The organism is Nocardioides baekrokdamisoli (assembly GCF_003945325.1).
GTDB classification, from domain to species: domain Bacteria; phylum Actinomycetota; class Actinomycetes; order Propionibacteriales; family Nocardioidaceae; genus Nocardioides; species Nocardioides baekrokdamisoli.
Genome location: NZ_AP019307.1, coordinates 653,754 through 670,648, shown reverse-complemented (window position 1 = coordinate 670,648; position 16,895 = coordinate 653,754). Strand labels below are relative to the sequence as shown.

Below are 16,895 nucleotides of genomic sequence, written 5' to 3'. Positions count from 1 at the left end.
TCGAGGGAGGTGAGTACTGATGGCAGTGTCACTGCGTGAATATCGCGCGAAGATCAAGTCGGTCGAGTCGACCAAGAAGATCACGCGCGCCATGGAGCTCATCGCCGCCTCGCGGATCATCAAGGCGCAGGGGCGTGCGAACGCCGCTGCTCCGTATGCCCGTGAACTCACCCGCGCCGTGTCGGCGGTGGCGACGTACTCCAACGTCAACCACCCGCTGACCAGCGAGCCGGAGACGTCCACCAAGGCCGCCGTCCTGGTCGTGACCAGCGATCGCGGTCTGGCCGGTGCGTACTCCTCCTCGCTGCTGCGTGAGGCCGAGGGGCTCGTGGAGCTGCTCAAGTCCGAGGGCAAGGACGTCAGCGTCTTCGTCTCCGGGCGCAAGGGTGAGGCGTACTACAAGTTCCGGGGACGCCCTGTCGTCAAGGCGTGGACGGGTCACTCCGACCAGCCGACGTACGACGTGGCGAAGGAGATCGGCTCCGAGCTGATCAGCACCTTCCTGGCGGACAGCGGTCTGGATGGTCACGACGAGGTCCACATCGTCTTCACCGAGTTCAAGTCGATGCTTCTCCAGCTGCCGCACGCCGTGCGTCTGCTGCCGCTCGAGGTCGTCGAGGGTGCCGAGAAGCCGTCGTCCGGCGAGGTGCTCCCGCTCTACGAGTTCGAGCCGAGTGCTGAGGCGGTCCTCGACGGTCTGCTCCCGCAGTACGTCAACAGCCGCGTCTACTACGCGTTGCTGCAGTCTGCTGCCTCCGAGCTCGCGGCCCGTCAGAAGGCGATGAAGTCGGCGACCGACAACGCGTCCGAACTGATCAAGAAGTACACCCGGATCGCGAACCAGGCTCGCCAGGCCGGCATTACCCAGGAAATCAGCGAGATCGTGGGTGGCGTGAACGCGCTCGCCGACGCCTCCGCTGCCAACGACTGAGAAACCACGTAACTAAGGAATCTTTGATGACTGCAACGGTTGACACCACCACTGTGGGCCGCATCGCCCGCGTTATCGGCCCGGTTGTCGACGTGGAGTTCCCCGTCGACGCGATGCCGGCCATCTACAACAAGCTGGAGAGCGACGTCACGCTTGACGGCGAGACCACGACCCTGCCGCTTGAGGTCGCTCAGCACATCGGTGACGGCATCGTCCGCGCGATCTCGCTGAAGCCCACTGACGGTCTGGTCCGTGGCCAGGCTGTTCGCGACACCGGTCTCCCGATCTCGGTGCCGGTCGGCGACGTGACCCTCGGTCACGTGTTCAACGCGACCGGCGACGTGCTCAACCTCGAAGAGGGCGAGAAGTACGAGGTCACCGAGCGCTGGGGCATCCACCGCAAGGCTCCGGCCTTCGACCAGCTCGAGTCCAAGACCCAGATGTTCGAGACCGGCATCAAGGTCATCGACCTTCTCACCCCGTACGTCACCGGTGGAAAGATCGGTCTGTTCGGTGGTGCCGGTGTCGGCAAGACCGTTCTGATCCAGGAAATGATCGCCCGTGTGGCCAAGAACCACGGTGGTGTGTCGGTGTTCGCCGGCGTCGGTGAGCGTACGCGTGAGGGCAACGACCTCATCGTCGAGATGAAGGAAGCCGGCGTCTTCGACAAGGTCGCCCTGGTCTTCGGTCAGATGGACGAGCCGCCGGGCACGCGTCTGCGGGTGGCGCTGTCGGCGCTGACGATGGCGGAGTACTTCCGCGATGTCCAGAACCAGGACGTCCTCCTGTTCATCGACAACATCTTCCGCTTCACCCAGGCCGGTTCGGAGGTGTCGACCCTTCTCGGTCGTATGCCGTCGGCCGTTGGTTACCAGCCGAACCTCGCGGACGAGATGGGTACGCTCCAGGAGCGCATCACCTCGACCCGTGGTCGCTCGATCACCTCGATGCAGGCGATCTACGTCCCGGCTGACGACTACACCGACCCGGCGCCGGCGACCACCTTCGCCCACCTCGACGCCACCACCGAGCTCTCGCGTGAGATCGCCTCGCTGGGTATCTACCCGGCTGTCGACCCGCTGACCTCGACGTCGCGAATCCTCGACCCGCAGTACATCGGTCAGGCTCACTATGACTGCGCGATCCGGATCAAGCAGATCCTGCAGCGCAACAAGGAGCTCCAGGACATCATCGCCATCCTCGGTGTCGACGAGTTGTCCGAAGAGGACAAGACCATCGTGTCGCGTGCCCGTCGTATCCAGCGCTTCCTGTCGCAGAACACCTACGTCGCCAAGCAGTTCACCGGCATCGAGGGTTCGACGGTTCCGGTGTCGGAGACCGTCGTCGCGTTCAACAAGATCGCGGACGGCGACTACGACCACGTGGCCGAGCAGGCCTTCTTCATGTGCGGCGGTCTGGACGACGTCGAGAAGAAGTGGGCCGAGATCCAGAAGTCGCTCTGATGACGCTGCAGGTAGAGCTCGTTTCCGCGGACCAGCGCGTCTGGTCCGGGGAGGCCTCGGTCGTCAACGCTCGTACGGTCGAGGGCGAACTCGGTGTCCTGACCGGGCACACCCCGGTCCTCTCGCTGCTGGGCGAGGGCACGGTCGAGATCGTGGCGACCAACGGCGAGAAGGTTCACGCCACGGTCGACGGCGGCTTCCTGTCTGTTGCGCAGGATCGCGTGTCGATCCTGTCGGAACACGTCACGCTGGTCTGATCGGTCACGATGCCTTGGTATGACTGGCCTGTCTGGGTCCTTACCTCGGCCATCGCCCTGGCCTTCGCGTACGGCGTCGCACTCGTGCTGCGCCGTCGCGTCATCTCCCGCTCAGGCGGGACGTTCGAGCTGAGCCACCGCGTCCGGGTCTCCCGACCCGGACGCGGTTGGCAGCTCGGCATGGGCCGGTATTCCGGCGACGACCTGGAGTGGTTCCGGGTCTTCACACTTTCGAGCGCTCCCAAACGGGTGTGGCACCGTACGGATCTCACGTACGAGTCCTCGCACGCCCCCGAAGGCCTCGAGGCGAGTGCGATCTATCCCGAGCACCTCGTCGTGCGGTGCGTCGAACGCGACCGGGCCGTCGAACTGGCCATGTCTCCCCAGTCGCTGATCGGCTTCCAGGCCTGGTTGGAGTCGCGTACGCCCGGCACCGACTGGACGCGCCGCCGTTAGGCCGTGACGCGGCGATAGCCCCAGTTGACCGATACCCTGAGCCAGCCATGCTTGAGAGATTCCGCGCCTTCTGGACCGCCATCTGGGCCCCCCTCGGCAACCTGTTGATCCGGTGGGGAGTCAGCCCGAACACGGTGACCTTCGTCGGCACGCTGGGCGTCGTCGCAGGAGCCCTGATCTTCTTCCCGACCGGACACCTCTTCACCGGCGTCATGGTCGTGACCGCCTTCGTGTTCAGCGACATGATCGACGGCTACATGGCGCGTACGACGGGGAACGTGTCGCTCTACGGCAACTTCCTCGACTCGACGCTCGACCGGATCGGCGATGCTGCGATCTTTGGCGGGCTGGCGATGTACTACGTAGGTCCGGGTCACAACCACGCGTACGCCGCTCTCGCCATCGTCTGTCTCGCGATGGGCAACGTCACCTCGTACGCCCGTGCGAAGGCCGAATCGCTCGGTATGCAGGCGAAGGTCGGCATCGCGGAGCGTGCGGATCGGCTCGTCTTCATCCTGGTGACCACGGGGATCGCCGCGCTCCTGCACGATCTGGGAGTCGATCGCCGGATCCTGTGGGCGATCCCGATCATGCTCGGCTACCTCGCCGTCGCGAGCTCGATCACGGTCGCGCAGCGGATCCATGCGGTGCACATCCAGTCCCGCGACATCACTCGAGCGGCCGCGACCGAGGCGACGTCGACCGACTAGCGCAAGCTACCGCTCAGTACGTACGCCGGTTCGTTCGCTTGTCGTTCACGTCCGTAGGATTGAGACATGTCGAACCCCGCTGACACGACCGCGACCACTGGCACCTCCCGCGTGAAGCGGGGCATGGCCGAGATGCTCAAGGGCGGCGTCATCATGGACGTCGTCACTGCGGACCAGGCGAAGATCGCCGAGGACGCAGGAGCGGTCGCGGTGATGGCCCTCGAGCGGGTGCCTGCCGACATCCGCGCCCAGGGCGGCGTCTCCCGGATGTCCGACCCGGACATGATCGACGGCATCATCGAGGCGGTCTCGATCCCGGTGATGGCCAAGGCTCGCATCGGTCACTTCGCCGAGGCGCAGATCCTGCAGAGTCTCGGTGTCGATTACATCGACGAGTCCGAGGTGCTCACCCCGGCCGATTACGCGAATCACATCGACAAGTTCAAGTTCACTGTCCCCTTCGTGTGCGGGGCCACCAACCTGGGTGAGGCGCTGCGTCGTATCACCGAGGGCGCCGCGATGATCCGTTCCAAGGGCGAGGCCGGCACCGGCGACGTCTCGAACGCGGTCACCCACATGCGCACGATCCGCCAGCAGATCCGTCAGCTCGGCGCCCTCTCCGAGGACGAGTTGTACGTGGCGGCCAAGGAGCTTCAGGCTCCGTACGACCTGGTCGTCGAGGTCGCGAAGAACGGCAAGCTGCCCGTCGTACTCTTCACCGCCGGCGGCATCGCCACTCCAGCCGACGCCGCGATGATGATGCAGTTGGGTGCCGAGGGCGTCTTCGTCGGCTCGGGCATCTTCAAGTCGGGCAACCCGGCGCAGCGCGCCGAGGCGATCGTGAAGGCGACGACCTTCTTCGACGACCCGGACGTGGTCGCGAAGGTTTCTCGTGGTCTCGGCGAGGCGATGGTCGGCATCAACGTGGAGGACATCCCTCAGCCGCACCGGCTCGCTGAGCGCGGCTGGTGACCCTGGGTGCGGCGCCGTTGAGGATTGGCGTCCTCGCGCTCCAGGGTGACGTTCGCGAGCACGTACGCGCCCTGGAGGCCTCGGACGTCGAGGCGTTCGGCGTACGCAGGCCCCGCGAACTCGATGGCCTCGATGGCCTCGTCCTGCCCGGTGGCGAGTCCACGACCATCGCCAAGCTTGCGCGACACTTCGAGGTTCTGGAGCCGCTCCGGGCGTGCATTCGGGAGGGCCTGCCCACCTTCGGTACCTGCGCCGGAATGATCCTGCTCGCGGACCGGATCGTGGATGGTACGGCCGACCAGGAGACCATCGGTGGACTGGATGTGACCGTACGCCGCAATGCCTTCGGCAGACAGGTCGACTCCTTCGAAGCCGACCTGGAAATGATCGGGGTGGACGGGTCTGTCCACGCTGTTTTCATCAGGGCTCCGTGGGTCGAGCAGGTCGGCGACGGGGTCAAGATCCTGGCTGCGGTCGGGGAGCATCCGGTGGCTATCCGTCAGGGGCATTTGATGGCCACCTCGTTCCATCCGGAGATCGATGGCGACGGGCGCGTCCACGGCGCGTTCGTGGACCTCGTGCGCGGTCGTTAAACTCGGATCCGCAGTTCGCAGTGCACGTTTCGAGCAGTGCGCTTTCAAGCAGTGCACGTCTCAAACAGTGCCGTTTCAAGAAGTAGGGACCTATGTCTGGCCACTCCAAATGGGCAACCACGAAGCACAAGAAGGCCGCGATCGACCAGAAGCGCGCCAAGAGCTTCGCGAAGTTGATCAAGGTCATCGAGGTCGCGGCGAAGGCTGGGGGCGCTGACACCTCCGGCAACCCGGCGCTGTACGAGGCGATCCAGAAGGCCAAGAAGCAGTCGGTCCCGAACGACAACATCGACCGCGCCGTCAAGCGCGGCGCCGGCATCGGTGGCGAGGCCGTCTCCTACGACACGATCATGTACGAGGTCTACGGCCCGAGCGGCATCGCGCTGCTCGTCGAGTGTCTGACCGACAACAAGAACCGCGCCGCGATGGAGGTGCGTACCGCTGTCACGCGCAACGGCGGCACGATGGCCGACCCGGGTTCGGTGTCGCGGCTGTTCAATCGCAAGGGCGTCGTCGTCCTCAACAAGGCGCAGGGCGGCAAGGACGTGGATGAGGACGCGGTGCTCGAGGCAACCCTCGATGCTGGCGCCGAAGACGTCAACGATCTCGGCGACACGTGGCAGGTGATCTCGGAGGCGACCGACGTGATCGCGGTCCGTCAGGCGGTTGAGGAAGCCGGCCTGGACTATGAGTCGGCCGAGTCCGAGTTCATCGCCTCCATGGACATCCCGGTCGGCGACGTACCGACGGCCGAGAAGGTGATGAGGCTCGTGGACGTACTCGACGACCTCGACGACGTGCAGAACGTCTTCACCAACGCTGACATCACGGACGAAGTTCTTGCTGAGATGAGTGACGAGGACTGACCTCATCCGATCGACCTCGGTCGCGTGGCATTCTGGCTGCGTGACCGAGGTCGAGGCGTATCTGGAGACACTTGCACAGGCAGACGCGGACATCATCCGCGGTTACTACACGCGAGCCCTGGAGCTGGTGCCCGAGGCGATACCCGCACGCAAGTACGGGATGGCCGCCCTGGCGTACCGCGACCGGGGTCTGGTGGCGATCGTCGTACGCGCCCACGGATTCTCGCTCTGTCCGTTCGGTTCGGCGCCGATCGAGCGGGCGGCGTGGTTGCTGGGTGGTCTGCCGACGAGCAGTGGCGCCGTACGGTTCACCGCCGACCGGTTGATCCCGCCAGCGGCGTTCGACCAGATGGTCCTCGACAGCCGTGAGGGGATCGACGCTCGCCTCACGCGCTCCTGATCGCGCCGATGATGGCGTCCGACACCCGCTGCGGGTCGTCGTACATGGGGGAGTGGCCCACGCCCTCGAGCGTGCTGAAGGCTGCGTACGGAGCGTGATCGATCCAGCCCTGCGAGCAGGTGTCGTACGGGAGCAGGGTGTCGTCCCCGCACCAGATGATCGCTGCCTTCTGGTCTGTGGTCAGGGTCGGGAGCTCGAATGAGTGGAGGACCTGGAGGTAGTCCTCGATCGGGTCCACGGCCAGGACGGCCTCCCACATGCGTACGGCCTCCTCCAACGGAACCCGGTCGCCGCGGTTCATGAAGACACCCAGGATCTGCTGGCGGAGTTCGGGAGAGCCCAAGATCTCGGCGGCCTGCGGCATGGCCTCGGTGACCGCCTTGCGGGAGGCGAGGAACAGGCGATCGACTGGGATGCTGCCCGACACCCAGCCGAGCGCCGGGGCAAGGCCGACCGCAGTGGCAGCGGTGCCCCGCGACGCCATCCAGAGTGCGATCGCTCCGCCGAGCGAGTTGCCGACCACATGTGCCTGCCCGACGCCGAGCTCGCCGAGACGCTGCTCGACCAGGGCAACCGCGTTGTCCATGGACACCTCAAGGCCGTCGGGCCAGAGCCAGCCGAGGTGACCGGGCGCCGACAGCGCGAGGACGTCGTAGTCCTTCTCCAGGATCTCGATGACCGGCTTCCACAGGTGCCAACTGCTGGTGAAGCCGTGGATCAGCACCACGGTCTCTCCGGACCCGGAGCGGTGGTACGGCTGGTCGTCCTGCCAATCGCGCGTCATGACGCTCATGATGCCGGACGACCTTCGGCAGCGTGTCGCGAGCACCCGGGGTGCCGGCGTCAATTACGTTTTACGAACAGACGTTCGAAAGGCGGTGACATGCGCGTACTGGGAATCGACCCGGGTCTGACCCGATGCGGTGTCGGCGTCGTCGAAGGAAGTGTGGGCCGGCCGCTTCGGCTCATCGACGTGAACGTGGTGCGGACGACGTCCACGCTGCCGGTCTGGGAGCGGCTGGTCACCATCGAGAAGGCACTCGACGCCTGGATCGAGGAACACCGTCCCGATGCGGTGTCCATCGAACGGATCTTCGCCCGATCCGACGTCTCCACGATCATGGGGACCGCCCAGGCGAGTGGACTGGCAATGGTCGTTGCTGCTCGCCGAGGCATACCGGTGGCGCTGCACACGCCGTCCGAGGTCAAGGCCGCCGTCAGCGGCAACGGCCGTGCTGACAAGGCGCAGGTCACGGCCATGGTGACCCGCATCCTGCGGTTGGATGCGCCGCCGAAGCCGGCTGACGCCGCTGATGCGCTCGCTCTCGCGATCACACACATCTGGCGGGGCGGCGCGCACGAGCGGATCACGGAAGCTCAGAACAAGTACGCCGCCGCGGTTGCGGCAGCAGGTAGGGGGACCCGGTGATCGCGTACGTGAGAGGCACGGTCGCGGGCGTGACGCTGTCGAGCGCCGTCGTGGACGTCGGCGGCATCGGTCTGGAACTGATGGCGACGCCGAACACGCTCGCCGGACTGCGTCTGGGTGAGTCCGTGACGTTGGCGAGCAGCCTGGTCGTACGCGAGGACAGCCTGACGCTCTTCGGTTTCGCCGACGACGACGAGAAGCAGGTCTTCGAACTCGTGCAGACGGCCAGCGGCGTTGGTCCGAAGCTGGCTCAGGCGTTGCTGGCGGTGCTGTCACCGGATGGCATCCGTGTGGCCATCGCAGGTGACGACGTGAAGTCGCTGACCAGGGTTCCGGGCATCGGTCAGAAGGGCGCTCAGCGTCTGATCCTCGAACTCAAGGACCGGATCGGTGCGCCGGTCGCCGCGCGGATCGCAGCCGTGTCGGCAACGCCCACGTGGCGTGACCAGGTCACCCAGGCGATCGTCGGGCTCGGATACAACGTCAAGGACGCCGAGCGTGCGGTGGACGCGGTGGCCGACCAGGCCGGCGATGCCGCCAACGTCGGACTGCTGCTGCGCGCCGCTCTGCAGAGTCTGAGCAGGGCCTGACATGCACGAGGACGACCTTCTTGCCGCGGAGACGGCGCACCTCAAGGAGCACGTGACGGCGGCCGATGCAGGCGCCGACGATCGGGCTGTGGAGGCTGCGCTGCGGCCGCGCACCCTGGACGAGGTCATCGGGCAGACGCGCGTACGTGAGCAGCTGGGTCTGGTGCTGGAAGCGGCACGGCAGCGTGGGCGTACGTCCGACCATGTCCTGCTCAGTGGTCCTCCCGGTCTCGGCAAGACCACGCTGGCGATGATCATCTCTGCCGAGATGGGCGCTCCGCTGCGGATCACCAGCGGCCCGGCGATCACCCATGCGGGTGATCTGGCCTCGATCCTCTCGGGTCTCAACGAGGGCGATGTCCTCTTCGTCGACGAGATCCACCGGATGTCACGTCCGGCCGAGGAGATGCTCTACCTGGCGATGGAGGACTTCCGGGTCGATGTGGTGATCGGGAAGGGGCCGGGCGCGACCAGCATCCCGCTGGAGTTGCCACCGTTCACCCTCGTCGGGGCCACCACGCGGGCAGGCCTGCTGCCGGGGCCGCTGCGTGACCGCTTCGGCTTCACCGCGCACCTGGAGTTCTATGAGGCCGATGAACTGGAACTGATCGTTCGTCGCTCGGCAGGTCTGCTCGATGTCGCCTTCACCGACGGGGGAGCAGCCGAGATCGCCTCCCGCTCGCGCGGGACGCCTCGTATCGCGAACCGGCTCCTGCGGCGCGTACGGGACTTCTCGCAGGTGCGAGCCGACGGAGTGGTGACGCACGAGATCGCCTCGCAGGCATTGGATCTGTACGAAGTCGATCCCCTCGGTCTCGACCGCCTGGACCGAGGCGTACTCGATGCCCTGGTGCGTCGATTCGGGGGAGGTCCGGTCGGGATCTCGACGCTCGCGGTCGCCGTCGGCGAGGAGCGGGAAACCGTCGAGGAGGTGGCGGAACCGTTCCTGGTCCGCAACGGTTTCCTGGCGCGTACGCCCCGCGGACGGGTCGCGACTCCCGCTGCCTGGCGCCATCTCGGCCTGACCCCGCCGGCAGGTGTCGGTGCTTATCTGGTGGACGGGTCCGCGGATGACACTCTCGACTTCAGCTGACGGCTAGACTCACACCTCGGTCAGCGTCGACCTGTATGGCGCGCTGATCTTCATCTGTTGCGCACCTTTTGAGGTTGGTCCTTGTGAACGTCACGCTGGCTGTCTACGCAGTCTTCTTCGTCATTCTGTGGGCGGTCTTCATCCGACCCGCCTCCAAGCGGAACAAGGAGATGCGTCGGGACCAGGCGACGGCCTCGGTCGGCGCGGAGGTCATGCTGACCTCGGGCATTTTCGGTCGCGTCGCATCGGTCGACGAGGACTCCGCCAAGATCGGCGTCGAGATCGCGCCGGGCGTCGTCATCCATGTCACGCGCGTGGCCATCGCGAACGTGACCCCGGAGAAGTCCGACGAGGCTGACGACGCCGCTGCGCCGACTGACGAGGCTGTGGAGACCGACTGATGGCGAGCCAGACCATGCGTCCGTCGCGGACGCTCTTCATCTTCGGCGCGATCCTGGCGCTCGCGTACGTACTCATCGGCGTCAACAACGCGTGGAAGCCGCAGTTGGGTCTCGATCTGCAGGGCGGCCAGATGGTCCGGCTCAAGGCGTCGACCCAACAGGGCGGACAGACCCTCACCTCCGACTCGTTCGCGCTGGCCCGCGACATCATCGATCAGCGCGCCAACGGCTCCGGCGTGTCGGGTGCCAAGGTGACGACCGACGGCGGTAGCGGCATCGACGTGGCCATTCCCGGCAAGGGACAGGCGTCCGAAAACATCGTGAAGGCGATCTCGGCGCCGAGCCAATTGCGCTTCCGTCTGGTCGTGTGTTCCACCGGCAGCGACACCATCTGCCAGGGCCTCGCCAGGTCCGCGGTCGGTCCGCTCGCGAAGAGGGCACCGTTCGCGAGTCCTTCGACCACGGCCAAGCCGACCCCGTCCGCCTCCATCAAGCCGACGGCCTCGACGACGCCGACGGCCACCGCGGCGCCGAGCGCCACTCCCAGCGACGTGATGAGCCTCGCCGACGCCAAGAAGTACTTCACGGGCGCCGGCCTGGACGAGCAGGCAGCGGCAACGGCGTACGAGAGCTACATCTGCGGCACGCCGGTCAACGACGTCCCGGGAAAGCCGCTCGTCACGTGCGACCAGCCGGACCCCAATGCCAAGGACGCGAACGGCAACCCGATCCCGGCCGCGCAGCAGGGTCTGCGCAAGTACCTCCTGACCCCGGCGATCATCGAGGGCACCGAGCTCTCCAGCGCCTCGTACGGGCAGTCGGCGAACTCGGCCTCCTACGAGGTCGACCTGAGCCTCAAGGACGCCGGCAGCAAGGTCTTCGCGGACACCACCGCGTACATCGCTGGCACCGGCGGCCAGTTCGCCATCACCGTCGACGGGCAGGTCGTTTCGGCGCCGACCGCGAGCCAGCGCATCGGCGGCGGCAATGCCCAGATCACCGGCAACTTCACGCTCGACCAGGCGAAGTCGCTCTCCAACAACCTCAAGTTCGGGCAGCTCCCCGTCAAGTTTGACGTCCAGGAAGTCCAGGTCATCGGACCTGAGTTGGCCGGGAGCCAACTCTCCGCAGGACTGTGGGCCGGCGCGATCGGTCTGCTCCTGGTGATGATCTTCTCGCTCGTGTACTACCGCGGACTCGGGCTGGTGGTCATCGGTTCCCTGATGTTCGCCGGTGCCGCGACGTACTCCCTGGTGGCGCTGCTCTCCAAGGGCGCGGGCGTCACCCTCGACCTGCCCGGCATCGCCGGTCTGATCGTCGCGGTCGGCATCACCGCCGACTCCTTCATCGTGTACTTCGAGCGCATCCGAGATGAGATGCGTGACGGCAAGTCGATGCGTGTCGCGGTCGATGCCGCCTGGGTCCGGGCACGGCGTACGTGTCTGGCAGCCGACTCGGTCTCCCTGTTGGCGGCTCTGACGCTCTACTTCTTCGCGTCCAACGACGTGAAGGGCTTCGCCTTCATGCTCGGGCTCTCGACGGTCATCGACCTGGTGGTGTTCTTCTACTTCACGCACCCGCTGGTCAAGCTCCTGTCGCTGCGCCGGTTTTTCAATCGTGGTCACCGGCTCTCCGGACTGGACGCACGTACCCTCGGCGTTGACGCCATCACTGTCGGAGGTAAGGCCTGATGGGCGCGTTCTCACGGATCGGCAACCAGCTCTACACGGGGCAGAGGTCGATCGACTTCGTCGGTCGCAAGTGGCTCTGGTACGCCGCGTCCGGCGTCATTCTGGTGGCGGCAGTCCTCGGCCTGACCGTACGTGGGCTGAACCTCGGCATCGAGTTCAAGGGCGGCAACTCCTACACCGTCCAGGTGGCGACCTCCTCGCAGAGCGTGGTCGATAAGATCCGCAACGATCTCAACGGATCGGGCATCGCTGCCGCTGCGACCCCGACGGTCACGACCGCGTACAACCCGGTGAGCAACAAGGCCTCGATCCTCGTCGAGACCCGGACCATCCCCAGCGGCAGCGCCGATGATCTGAAGGTGCAGAGCATCCTTGCCGCCGACGCCGGAGTCGACGCCAACCAGATCAGTTCCAGCACCGTCGGCAAGAGCTGGGGCACCCAGGTCCTGCACAAGATGGAATGGGGTCTCGGCGTCTTCCTGGTGCTGGTGGCGCTGTTCATCTGGGCCTACTTCCGCGAGTGGAAGATGTCTGCAGCGGCGCTGTTGGCACTTGCCCACGACGTCGTGATCACCGTCGGCGTGTACGCGCTGTCCGGCTTCGAGGTCACGCCCGCGACTGTCACCGGCTTCCTGACCATCCTCGGCTTCTCGCTCTACGACACCGTCGTCGTCTTCGACAAGGTGCGTGAGAACACGAAGAACCTGCGCGCCAGCAGGCAGTCGTACGCGGGTGCCGCGAACCTCGCGCTGAACCAGACTCTGGTCCGCTCGATCAACACCTCCCTGGTCGCCTTGCTGCCGGTCGCGGCCATTCTCGTGACGTCGACGCTGCTCCTGGGTGCGAGCTCGCTCAAGGACATCTCGCTGGCGCTGTTCGTTGGTATGGCCGCCGGTACGTACTCCTCGATCTTCATCGCCACCCCGTTCCTGGTGCACATCAAGTCCGGGGAGAAGCTCGTCAAGGAGGCTGCGCGTCGTGCCAACGCGAGGGCCAAGAAGGACGACAAGTACGCCGCGGTGCCGGTCTTCACCGAGGACATGGCGATCGAGGAGCCGCTGGACGCCGACATGATCGGTGACGAGGGCGACCCGATCCCGACGCAGGGGCACACCCCGGGCTATCGCCCGACCGGCGACCTGAGCGGACGCACGACGCCTGAGAGCAAGTCGCCCGTACGGGACTCCGGCGCCGCCGGTCGACCGCAGCCCAACCGCACGTCCCGGTCCAAGCGCAAGTAGTACGACCCGCGCACGCGGGACGTCACACACGCACCACTAGACTCCCTGCATGGAGGACGCCGAACGGTCACCCGCGCCCCCGCGGGAGCGGGGTGTGATCGCTCGCGACGCGTCCTCGGCACGGAGCATGCGGACGCGCCTGGCGCGCGTGGGGCGCACCAGCGGTGGCAACCCGGTCCTCGAGCCGCTCTTCCGTGCGGTGCGTACGAACCACCCGAAGGCTGATCTTGCGCTCCTGGAGCGCGCATACCTGACCGCCGAGCGGTTCCACGAGGGGCAGCTGCGCAAGAGCGGCGATCCGTACATCACCCACCCGCTCGCGGTGACCGTGATCCTCGCCGAGCTGGGCATGACCGAGGCGACCCTGGTCGCTGCCTTGCTGCACGACACGGTGGAGGACACGCCGTACACGCTGGAGGAACTGACCGTCGACTTCGGCGGCGAGGTCGCAGCGCTGGTCGACGGTGTCACCAAGCTCGACAAGGTCCACTACGGCGAGAACGCGCAGGCCGAGACCATCCGCAAGATGGTTGTCGCGATGTCGAAGGACATCCGCGTGCTCGTCATCAAACTGGCCGACCGGCTGCACAACATGCGGACACTGCGGTACGTCCCGCAGAAGTCCCAGGAACGATCCGCCCGGGAGACCCTCGACATCTACGCGCCGCTGGCTCACCGCCTCGGCATGAACACGATCAAGTGGGAGCTCGAGGACCTCGCCTTTGCGACGTTGCACCCCAAGATCTACGACGAGATCGTCCGCCTGGTCGCTGATCGGGCCCCCTCGCGCGACCAGTTCCTCGCTGACGTGATCAAGCAGGTCGAGGGCGATCTGACGGACGCCAAGATCAAGGCCACGGTCACCGGCCGACCGAAGCACTACTACTCGATCTATCAGAAGATGGTCGTCGGCGGGAAAGAGTTCACCGACATCTACGACCTGGTCGGGATCCGGATCCTCGTCGACAATGACCGGGACTGTTACTCGGTCCTCGGCGTGCTCCACTCCCGCTGGAGCCCGGTCCTGGGTCGCTTCAAGGACTATGTCGCGATCCCGAAGTTCAACCTGTACCAGTCGCTGCACACGACGGTGATCGGTCCGGCCGGCAAAGCCGTCGAGATGCAGATCCGTACGTTCTCCATGCACCGCCGCGCTGAATACGGTGTCGCGGCCCACTGGAAGTACAAGGAGAACGGCCGCAACGCCGTCGACACCGAGCGTCGCTCCGATGCCGACATGGGCTGGGTCAAGCAGCTCATGGACTGGCAGTCCGAGGTGCAGGACCCGGGTGAGTTCCTCGACTCACTGCGCTTCGAGATGAATCGCAGTGAGGTGTACGTCTTCACGCCGAAGGGCGACGTGATCGCACTGCCGGCCGATGCCACCCCGGTCGACTTCGCGTACGCCGTGCACACCGAGGTCGGCCACCGGACGGTCGGCGCCCGCGTCAATGGCCGGCTGGTACCGCTCGAGTCCTCGCTCAAGAGTGGTGACTCGGTCGAGGTGCTCACCTCCCGCGCGCCGACGGCCGGGCCCTCGCAGGACTGGCTGATGTTCGTGAAGTCGCAGCGGGCTCGGTCGAAGATCCGGCAGTGGTTCACCAAGGAGCGCCGCGAAGAGGCGATCGAGAAGGGCCAGGAGCAGATCGCGAAGCTCATCCGCAAGGACGGGCACTCCCTCAAGCGACTGATGTCGCATGAGTCGCTGTCGACTGTGGCCGCACACTTCAACCTGGCCGACGTCTCCGCGCTCTATGCCGCCGTCGGCGAGGGCAACATCGGCGCCCAGGCCGTCGTGCATCGGGTCGAGCACGAGCACGGCCTCGAGGACCAGGAGGTCGTACGCGCGGAGCCGGTCCACCGTCCGCGACGCTCTCCCGTGCTCGGTGGTGACGCTGGTGTCGTCGTCGCCGGGTCACCGGAGATCTGGGTCAAGCTCGCCAAGTGCTGCACCCCGGTGCCGCCGGACGAGATCCTCGGCTTCGTCACCAAGGGCGGGGGAGTCTCGGTGCATCGCACCGACTGCACCAACGCTGCCGAGCTCAAGGCTCAGCCTGAGAGGTTGGTCGACGTCGAATGGGCTCCGACCGGCAACTCCAGCTTCCTGGTCAACATCCAGGTCGAGGCGCTGGACCGTGCCCGCCTACTGTCGGACATCACGATGGCGATCTCGGATGCGCACGTGAACATCCTCTCGGCCTCGCTGACGACCTCCCGCGACCGCGTCGCCAAGTCGAAGTTCACCTTCGAGATGGCTGATGCGAAGCACCTGAACACGGTGCTCAACGCCGTACGCCATGTGCCGGGCGTGTTTGACGCGTACCGCATCACCGCCTGAGCGCCGAGACCCGACATCGGTCAGGCCGAGATGGGGCATCCGTCGTCGCGAGATCCGCACTCCGGATGCTGCGGTCGTTGAGGGCGAAATCCTTGAATTCCGGTCGATGAGCGCCAAACTCAGTTCTCGGCCTGACATCCGTCGGGTCTCGACCTGACGGATGCCGGGTCTCGGCGGTCAGCTGAAGTCGGCGGAGGCGCGCTTGGCCGCGTCGAGGAACATCTGACGCGAAGCCAGGTTCTCCTCGAGTGACTTCACCGCACGGTCATCGCCAGCGGCACGAGCCTTCTCGAGGTCGGACTCGACCTTCGCGATGGCTTCCTCGAGCTTGACCACCATGTCGTTGGCTCGCGCGGTCTTCTCGGGGTCGGTACGCCGCCACTGCTCGTCCTCGTGGGACTTGATGGCCTGCTCAACCTTGCGGATGCGGGCCTCGAGGTCGCGGATGCGATCCCGCGGGACCTTGCCGGCCGCCTCCCAGCGTTCCGCCAGAGTGCGATAGGCCGCCTTGGCCGCAGCGAAGTCCGTGATCGGGAGGAGCGCTTCAGCTTCCTTGAGGATGCCTTCCTTGATCTCCGCGTTGCCGGCGAACTCGTCGTCGAGCGCCTTGTTCGCGGAGTCGCGAGCACCGAAGAAGACGTCCTGAGCCGCCCGGAAGCGGGCCCAGAGCTTGTCGTCGATGTCCTTCGCGGCAGACCCGGCGGCCTTCCAATCGAGCATGAGGTCGCGGTAGCGACCAGCCGTCACGCCCCAGTCCGTCGACTCGGACAGCTTCTCGGCCTCGGCGACCAGTCGTTCCTTGACAGCCTTCGCGGCGTCACGGGCGACGCTCACCTCGCCGAAGTGAGACTTCCGGCGACGCGTGTAGGTCGTCCGGGCTGCGGAGAACCGGTGCCACAGGGCGTCATCCGCAGCACGCTCCAGTCGCGGAAGGGCCTTCCACAGGTCGAGCAGTTCGCGCAGACGGTTGGCGCCATTGCGCCAGTCGCTGGACTCCGCCAACGTCTCGGCCTCGGAGACCAACTTCTCCTTCTCGCCGCGCGATTCCTCGAGCTTGGCAGCCTTCTCGGCCTTGCGAGCCTCGCGCTGCGCGGCAATGGCCGGGGTCAACGCATCCAGACGAGCGGTGAGGGCGGCCAGGTCGCCGACAGCGTTGGCCTCGCCCACCTTCGCGCGTACGGTCTTGACCGCGTCACTGCACTCGTCAGGGCTGGCCTTGCCGGCGTGTACGCGGCGCTCGGTCTGCTCAACCTCGAAGGCGAGCTGGTCGAAACGGTTGGAGAAGAAGGCCAGAGCCTCCTCAGGCGTACCCGCCGGGTACGAACCCACGGCGCGCTCGCCGTCGCTCGTACGGACGTAGACAGTGCCATCGGAATCGACTCGGCCCCACTGCTGGTCAGTCACCGTTGCATCGTACGGGCTGGCTGTTGGCGCCGTGGTTGGGGCTGGTGAACACCGAGTATC

18 protein-coding genes are annotated in these 16,895 nt (G+C 66.1%); 16 read left to right on the top strand and 2 right to left on the bottom strand.

The genetic code is table 11. The annotated features are described in order from the left end of the window. Positions 1-19: 19 nt before the first annotated feature. The 9 genes from KCTC_RS03155 (at position 20) to KCTC_RS03115 (ending at position 6,648) form a co-directional block, all read left to right on the top strand. Positions 20-931, top strand: a complete 912-nt coding sequence (locus KCTC_RS03155; protein ID WP_125566682.1) for a F0F1 ATP synthase subunit gamma — start codon at positions 20-22, stop codon at positions 929-931. Positions 932-957: 26 nt separating this feature from the next. Further along, complete coding sequence (gene atpD, locus KCTC_RS03150; protein ID WP_125566680.1) at positions 958-2,394, top strand: F0F1 ATP synthase subunit beta; 1,437 nt, start codon at positions 958-960, stop codon at positions 2,392-2,394. Beyond that, positions 2,394-2,651 (top strand): F0F1 ATP synthase subunit epsilon, encoded by a 258-nt coding sequence (locus KCTC_RS03145; protein ID WP_125566678.1) that lies wholly within the window; start codon positions 2,394-2,396, stop codon positions 2,649-2,651. The genes atpD and KCTC_RS03145 overlap by 1 nt, the downstream gene beginning before the upstream one ends. A gap of 9 nt (positions 2,652-2,660) precedes the next feature. Next, positions 2,661-3,107 (top strand): DUF2550 domain-containing protein, encoded by a 447-nt coding sequence (locus tag KCTC_RS03140; protein ID WP_125566676.1) that lies wholly within the window; start codon positions 2,661-2,663, stop codon positions 3,105-3,107. A 47-nt stretch (positions 3,108-3,154) separates the two neighbouring features. Continuing rightward, positions 3,155-3,817 carry a phosphatidylinositol phosphate synthase gene (gene pgsA / locus KCTC_RS03135; protein ID WP_125566674.1) on the top strand — a complete coding sequence of 221 codons (663 nt, stop codon included), beginning with the start codon at positions 3,155-3,157 and terminating at the stop codon, positions 3,815-3,817. A 66-nt stretch (positions 3,818-3,883) separates the two neighbouring features. Continuing rightward, on the top strand, positions 3,884-4,789 hold the full coding sequence (gene pdxS / locus KCTC_RS03130; protein WP_125566672.1) for a pyridoxal 5'-phosphate synthase lyase subunit PdxS: 906 nt from the start codon (positions 3,884-3,886) through the stop codon (positions 4,787-4,789). 2 nt (positions 4,790-4,791) lie between these two features. Then, on the top strand, positions 4,792-5,382 hold the full coding sequence (gene pdxT, locus KCTC_RS03125; protein WP_125569980.1) for a pyridoxal 5'-phosphate synthase glutaminase subunit PdxT: 591 nt from the start codon (positions 4,792-4,794) through the stop codon (positions 5,380-5,382). 92 nt (positions 5,383-5,474) lie between these two features. After that, positions 5,475-6,248, top strand: coding sequence for a YebC/PmpR family DNA-binding transcriptional regulator (locus KCTC_RS03120; RefSeq protein WP_125566670.1), 774 nt, complete (start codon positions 5,475-5,477; stop codon positions 6,246-6,248). 40 nt (positions 6,249-6,288) lie between these two features. Continuing rightward, entirely contained in the window at positions 6,289-6,648 is a 360-nt protein-coding gene (locus KCTC_RS03115) for a hypothetical protein (protein ID WP_125566668.1), read from the top strand. Here KCTC_RS03115 and KCTC_RS03110 read toward each other — a convergent pair. Further along, positions 6,635-7,432 carry an alpha/beta fold hydrolase gene (locus KCTC_RS03110; RefSeq protein WP_164512451.1) on the bottom strand — a complete coding sequence of 266 codons (798 nt, stop codon included), beginning with the start codon at positions 7,430-7,432 and terminating at the stop codon, positions 6,635-6,637. The genes KCTC_RS03115 and KCTC_RS03110 overlap by 14 nt on opposite strands. Positions 7,433-7,531: 99 nt before the next feature. On the opposite strand from KCTC_RS03110, the gene ruvC reads away from it, so the two are divergent. From ruvC to KCTC_RS03075, 7 genes are all read left to right on the top strand, one after another. Continuing rightward, on the top strand, positions 7,532-8,077 hold the full coding sequence (gene ruvC, locus KCTC_RS03105; RefSeq protein ID WP_125566664.1) for a crossover junction endodeoxyribonuclease RuvC: 546 nt from the start codon (positions 7,532-7,534) through the stop codon (positions 8,075-8,077). Then, the gene (gene ruvA, locus KCTC_RS03100) at positions 8,074-8,667 is read left to right on the top strand and encodes a Holliday junction branch migration protein RuvA (RefSeq protein WP_125566662.1); all 594 of its coding nucleotides are present in this window, start codon (positions 8,074-8,076) and stop codon (positions 8,665-8,667) included. Before ruvC ends, ruvA begins: the two co-directional genes overlap by 4 nt. A gap of 1 nt (position 8,668) precedes the next feature. Then, positions 8,669-9,760: a Holliday junction branch migration DNA helicase RuvB gene (gene ruvB / locus KCTC_RS03095; protein ID WP_125566661.1), complete on the top strand. Its 1,092-nt coding sequence runs from the start codon at positions 8,669-8,671 to the stop codon at positions 9,758-9,760. Between the two features lie 83 nt (positions 9,761-9,843). After that, on the top strand, positions 9,844-10,161 hold the full coding sequence (gene yajC, locus KCTC_RS03090) for a preprotein translocase subunit YajC (protein ID WP_164512450.1): 318 nt from the start codon (positions 9,844-9,846) through the stop codon (positions 10,159-10,161). Beyond that, the gene (secD, locus tag KCTC_RS03085; RefSeq protein ID WP_125566656.1) at positions 10,161-11,852 is read left to right on the top strand and encodes a protein translocase subunit SecD; all 1,692 of its coding nucleotides are present in this window, start codon (positions 10,161-10,163) and stop codon (positions 11,850-11,852) included. Before yajC ends, secD begins: the two co-directional genes overlap by 1 nt. Further along, complete coding sequence (gene secF / locus KCTC_RS03080; RefSeq protein WP_125566654.1) at positions 11,852-13,093, top strand: protein translocase subunit SecF; 1,242 nt, start codon at positions 11,852-11,854, stop codon at positions 13,091-13,093. Before secD ends, secF begins: the two co-directional genes overlap by 1 nt. A gap of 127 nt (positions 13,094-13,220) precedes the next feature. After that, positions 13,221-15,431 carry a RelA/SpoT family protein gene (locus KCTC_RS03075; RefSeq protein WP_125569979.1) on the top strand — a complete coding sequence of 737 codons (2,211 nt, stop codon included), beginning with the start codon at positions 13,221-13,223 and terminating at the stop codon, positions 15,429-15,431. A gap of 177 nt (positions 15,432-15,608) precedes the next feature. Here the strand turns inward: KCTC_RS03075 and KCTC_RS03070 are convergent, their stop codons facing one another. Further along, positions 15,609-16,835 (bottom strand): DUF349 domain-containing protein, encoded by a 1,227-nt coding sequence (locus KCTC_RS03070; RefSeq protein WP_125566652.1) that lies wholly within the window; start codon positions 16,833-16,835, stop codon positions 15,609-15,611. Between the last annotated feature and the right edge of the window lie 60 nt (positions 16,836-16,895).